5 protein-coding genes (2 of these 5 running past the window's edge) are annotated in these 5,000 nt (G+C 40.3%); 2 read left to right on the forward strand and 3 right to left on the reverse strand.

Going from position 1 to position 5,000, the window contains the following annotated elements; genetic code table 11:
- Both FHG67_RS16020 and FHG67_RS16030 read right to left on the reverse strand, forming a co-directional pair.
- Positions 1 to 269, reverse strand: partial view of an N-6 DNA methylase gene (locus FHG67_RS16020; protein ID WP_004501017.1) — the 5' end (the start) only. It extends 1,369 nt beyond the left edge of the window; only the first 269 of its 1,638 coding nucleotides appear in the window; the start codon lies at positions 267 to 269; the stop codon falls past the left edge of the window.
- 918 nt (positions 270 to 1,187) lie between these two features.
- Complete coding sequence (locus FHG67_RS16030; protein ID WP_016759469.1) at positions 1,188 to 1,721, reverse strand: hypothetical protein; 534 nt, start codon at positions 1,719 to 1,721, stop codon at positions 1,188 to 1,190.
- On the opposite strand from FHG67_RS16030, the gene FHG67_RS16035 reads away from it, so the two are divergent.
- Both FHG67_RS16035 and FHG67_RS16040 read left to right on the forward strand, forming a co-directional pair.
- Positions 1,705 to 2,934 carry an alpha/beta fold hydrolase gene (locus FHG67_RS16035; RefSeq protein WP_004496928.1) on the forward strand — a complete coding sequence of 410 codons (1,230 nt, stop codon included), beginning with the start codon at positions 1,705 to 1,707 and terminating at the stop codon, positions 2,932 to 2,934. The genes FHG67_RS16030 and FHG67_RS16035 overlap by 17 nt on opposite strands.
- A gap of 195 nt (positions 2,935 to 3,129) precedes the next feature.
- Positions 3,130 to 3,801, forward strand: coding sequence for an LIC11874 family lipoprotein (locus FHG67_RS16040; protein WP_004498996.1), 672 nt, complete (start codon positions 3,130 to 3,132; stop codon positions 3,799 to 3,801).
- A gap of 630 nt (positions 3,802 to 4,431) precedes the next feature.
- On the opposite strand, the gene FHG67_RS16045 is transcribed toward FHG67_RS16040, so the two are convergent.
- On the reverse strand, positions 4,432 to 5,000 hold the 3' portion of the coding sequence (locus tag FHG67_RS16045; protein ID WP_004501020.1) for a menaquinone biosynthetic enzyme MqnA/MqnD family protein. It continues 181 nt past the right edge of the window; the window shows 569 of its 750 coding nt (coding positions 182-750); its start codon lies beyond the right edge, outside the window; the stop codon is at positions 4,432 to 4,434.

Here is a 5,000-nt window from a genome sequence, read left to right on the forward strand (position 1 = left end):
TTTTCAAGTGCGCTACGACTAGCACTCAGGCATTGCGTATCCAAATCAAAGCCAACCCATTCGGCATCGAGATTAGGAAGTTTATCAAGAACACTTTCGAAAAATATTCCGTTTCCAATCGCGGGGTCCAGTATACGTTTCAAACCTTCTTGGGAAGCGATACGTTCAGCCCCCAAAATCCAATCTACCAGGAAACCGGCAACCCTTTCGGGTGTAAAAAACTGTCCTAGGAATTTATTTTTATTTTTTCGACTTACCTCTTGAGACATTTATACAGTACAATTCCAATCATTCATTAGTAGCTTCAAACAAAATCAATTTTTTTATGCTTCTATATCCAACAGCCCGATATCAGTCAAAGACAAAAGTTTCAGAATAGGAGAAGCTAACAACTAGTAAATTATTTAACTATATTGCTCATTGTTAGACCACTCTCAGTATACTATCAATTAGAGATTCAGAATCGCAGAGTATTTTTTAAGCGGACATTAAAACAAGAGCCGTATACAGCTTTCTTAAGTAAAACGAGTTTAGAACAAACTCCAACTTAAAATCAAACTCATCGAATACCTATCGTAACCCATTATTACTGTTAGGACTTTTAATTTATTAAAATCTAAAGAACAAAATCATTTCTTATAGAATTATTCTCTCGTTCGTTTATTCCAAAATTTTTACGCTTGTTTCGATTCGTATACAGTTATTAGATAGAAGAATCTTTTTGTTGATCGGTTTTACTCATCCCTACATAATAGAATACCCTTAATTTGAGTACAAATCCCGTTTTTAGGCGCAGAATTTTGGACACTCTATTATGTAGGGATCGGTAGTATGTACTCATTTGTTAGAAAAATTTATTTGAGACTTGTCCGAAATAGAAAACAAATGCCGAATTCAAAGATCAAACCCAATATTTTTCGACTCTTTAACCGATTTGTCTCCATCGTTCCGGAAGAAACGACTCGACCAACTCCGGGGGCTCTTTTACTGATCCCTATAAAATAGAGTTCCATTAATTTGAGTACAAATCCCGCTTTTAGGCGCAGAATTTTGGACACTCTATTATGTAGGGATGAGTAGGAAAATTTTTTTGGATAAAAGCCTGTTATACTTTATAACCAGATAGCTAAAATTTATATGCCGAATCGAAAGTAGAATGTGAAGACCGCCCGGAAGCTTAAATAATATTATAAAAATCGAATAGAGCTGATAACGGTAGCAAGTTCGCTAACAAGATAATTTGGAGGCATCTCGTCGCTGTTATACGTAAGAAGAGTCATTCTCTTTTGATTGGCGATCATATAGACCATCCAGAAACGTTCCTCCTTCACGAATTCGCAAGCCATAATCTTGTTGCCCTCTTCGTTTTCGAAAGACGCAATCTTATCTTCTTCGAAATCGATTTTGTGCGTTTCGAGATATCTTTTCAATTCTTCTCCGAGATCATAGCTTCCGGATTTATTCTCAAAAGCATAGACTTGAAGAGCGCCACTTCCGTTTTCCTCGAAAAATGCGGGAATCCCTTCGATGACCATGTGGATCCAATGTGCGGGAATCACCATGGAATACCATCCATTCGGCGAAGTATAGAGTTTGTATTCCGGAGTTTGAGACACGTTGTACTCACCAGATTCTTTTCTTCGATTTTTCGGGCAAGCAGCTTCTATTTCTTGACATTTCAGATTTTCCATTATTTTTAATTCTGTGATCGCAATTCTCAAGAATCGTAGAAGTCCGGTCTACTTAGCGACTACGTTCTTTATTCTTCTTTTTTTCGCGTTGTTTGCTTCCACGCTCGCCTTCATCTTCACCGGAATCCTGATCTTAATTCTCATCATCCATCCTCTTCTTTTAAACTGGATTGGAAAATTATACGGACAAGAGGACATTGCGGACGAAGTTCATTTTGCGAAAACGAAGGACGGATGGAATTTGGCTCTCCACAGACATATTCCTCCTCAACCAAATCAGCAATTGGCGCCCGTGTTGGTCGTTCACGGAATCGCAACAAACAAGTTCGTGGTCGACTTAGACAGAAGACATTCCCTCCCTTATTATCTTAAACTCAGAGGTTACGACGTATTTGCGGTTTCTCTTCGAGGTTGCGGACGATCCTATCACGAAAGCCCAACTCGTTACGAAGACTTCACGTTCGATGATATCGTAAAATACGACATTCCTGCGATGTTCGAAAAGGTGAAAAAAATTACCGGCTCCGAGCGCGTTTCCTATGTGGGACATTCGATGGGCGCGATGATTTTATATTCTCATTTTTGTATGTCCGAGCATAAAAAGGATACGAAGGACATCGCCGCCTTCGTATCCTTAGGCGGTCCTGGAAATCTGAACCATATCGGTATCACATTGATCGGACTTCTTTCCCGATTTCCCCGTGCGAGAAAGATGTTGGATCTGAAATTCGGAGCCTCCATCCTAGCTCCTTTAGCGGGAGAACTTTATACTCCGATCGACGAAATTCTTTACAACCCTAAGGTGACTTCATCCAAAACGGTGAAGAAAATTATGAAGAACGCAATCGAGAATATTTCGGACGGAGTCACGGAACAATTTATGCACTGGATCGAAACAAAGCAAATGCACTCTCTCAACGGATTTTACGATTACATCCAACTCCAGAAAAATATTTCCGTTCCCGCTTTGTTTATCGCAGGCGAAAAAGACGTCATCGCGACTCCGGAAGCAGTCCGTTCCGTTTACGAAAACGCAAGTTCCAAAAAAAAAGAATTTAGAGTAATCTCCAAAGCAAATGGTTCTTCCGAAGACTACGGTCACGCCTGTCTGGTAATGGGAGATCGCGCGGAAGACGACGTCTTTCAATACGTAGAATCCTTCTTGAAAAAACACGGACTCCGTTCTCAACCCGGAATTATGACCAAAATCAAAGAAGGAATTCTTTCCGCGTTTCGGAGATGAATTCCGCTATACTTTTTATGAATCCGATTTCGAATTACGTGCCCCGGAACACCTTATCAATCGCGCCTTTGAACCGATTTATTTCTCTCAAAAAGGAGAAAAGCTCCTGTGTTCAAATCCGCCTGGTTTACAATGACACAAACCTCAAATCTCTTTTCGTTTGACGGAAATCCTTTTCTCTCTCAGATTTGATGCATGAGCCCCTTTTCCGGCCGGATTTATAAATTTTTCCTCTCCGCGATTCTGTTATTATTTTTTTCCAATTGTTTCGATTATGAAGAAACATTGACGATCAATCACGATTTCTCGGGAACATTAGAGGTTTCTTATATAGTTCCGACCCGCAGGAATTCCGACGAATCCCTGATCAAATTTCTTCCCACGCAAAAAGACGAAATTTTAGGAAGACTCAATAAAGGTTTTTTTTCTAGAAACATTTCCCTCAAGGATTATACCTATCAAAAGATCGTAATTCCGGAAACCGATCCGAGTTTATTCCGAGAAAAAGCGAAGGTTTACTATAAAGTGGAATTTCAGGAACTTTCTCAAATCGAAAACGCCATGCTCGGAAAGGTTCAGGTTCGTAAAAAAGGAAATACGATCTACGTAAAAAGGGAAATTCCCGCGATCAGCCGCGCGCCCGAGACTCTGAAGAAAGACGGTGAAAAAAAAATTTATTCCGAAACGCTTCGTTTATTGCGTACAAGTTCTATTTTGTTTAAAGTGAACTTCCCAATCGCGTCCGTATGCAGATCCAATCGTGGGGATGTGAATTTAGGTAAACTCAGTTATCGTTTGCCTTTAGCAGAAACGATCGAAAAAACCGGAAACAATTCCTGGGATTATAGAATCACAGTTATTTATTAAACTTTAAATCAAGAAAAAATGATTCTCCTCATCAATAAGGAATTAAGAGTTTTTCCCAAAACGTAGGAACAATTACAGCGATCCGCGGAGATTCTGATAAGATCGAATAGTTTTGGGACACGCTCTAAATTCCAAAACGATCTTCCCTATACTACCGTTCGTGACATTTATTCCCGATTGGCTTTCAAACTGTTTTTCGCCGTTTAATTCACATAGGAGTTCTCAGATAAACTCGATTTCGCTCTCTGCGGGTCCGCGCGAAAAGGCCTCGGGAGATTTTTCTCTATCAGAAAATCATACTTTTTGCAAGTAAAAAGCCTCATTCTTGTCGGAGCACTTGAAAAATATCAGTTTTTGATCTTTCTGATTCTAAAAACCTTTTCAATTTGTGGGTAACGTTATGCTTCCTATGGATCGCGTTGATTTCACAACAAGTTGTGAGACACTCACGACGCGTTGGCTGTTCGTTGGCTGAAACACTCTCTATGGATGGCGTTAACTCAGCGAATGCCTCTCTATGGATCGGCATTACTACTCGGACGTATGAAAATGATATTCGAAAACAAGCGGTCGCTTTCGCATTTTGTTATACGGAGCTCACGTTAGGCAAACAAAGTCGGTCGTTTCCTTTTACAAAAGATCCAACTTCCTACATTTTTCCGAGAAAAGAAGAAACCCTTTGCGATCCTTTTCCGTAATTTTGTAGTGAAGTTCCTTCGTAAGATACTCCCGCACCAAAACCGGAGAAAGTCTGGACTCGTGAGAGATAATCTCTTCCATATGAGAAATTCCATATTCCAAAGATTGAATAAACACGGAATCGTCCACTTTCAAAGCTTTTTTACTCGCCCAAAGTGCAAAGATAAAACCGAGACCTGTGATTTCATTCCACCATTGAGCTAAGTCTTTTACCTCGTAAAATTTTGGGTCCCATTTTGCCAAAAGCGCATTGTCCCCGAAAAGCATGTGAGAACCGATTCCTTTCGTAATCTTTTCCCGAATGAGGTTTGAATCGGTCGGTTCCACATCCGGAACGAAACTGCATTTTTCGTGAACCAAAACGCGAACCAGCGCCGCACTCGTTTTGGAACCGCTGTCCGTAAGAATCAACTCAGGGGGAAATTTTTCCTTTTTATTTTGAAAGAAAAGGATGGATCTCACCTTTTCCCGAGCGCAAACTCCCGCCCCATAATACGTGT

The organism is Leptospira weilii, from assembly GCF_006874765.1.
GTDB classification, from domain to species: Bacteria; Spirochaetota; Leptospiria; order Leptospirales; family Leptospiraceae; genus Leptospira; species Leptospira weilii.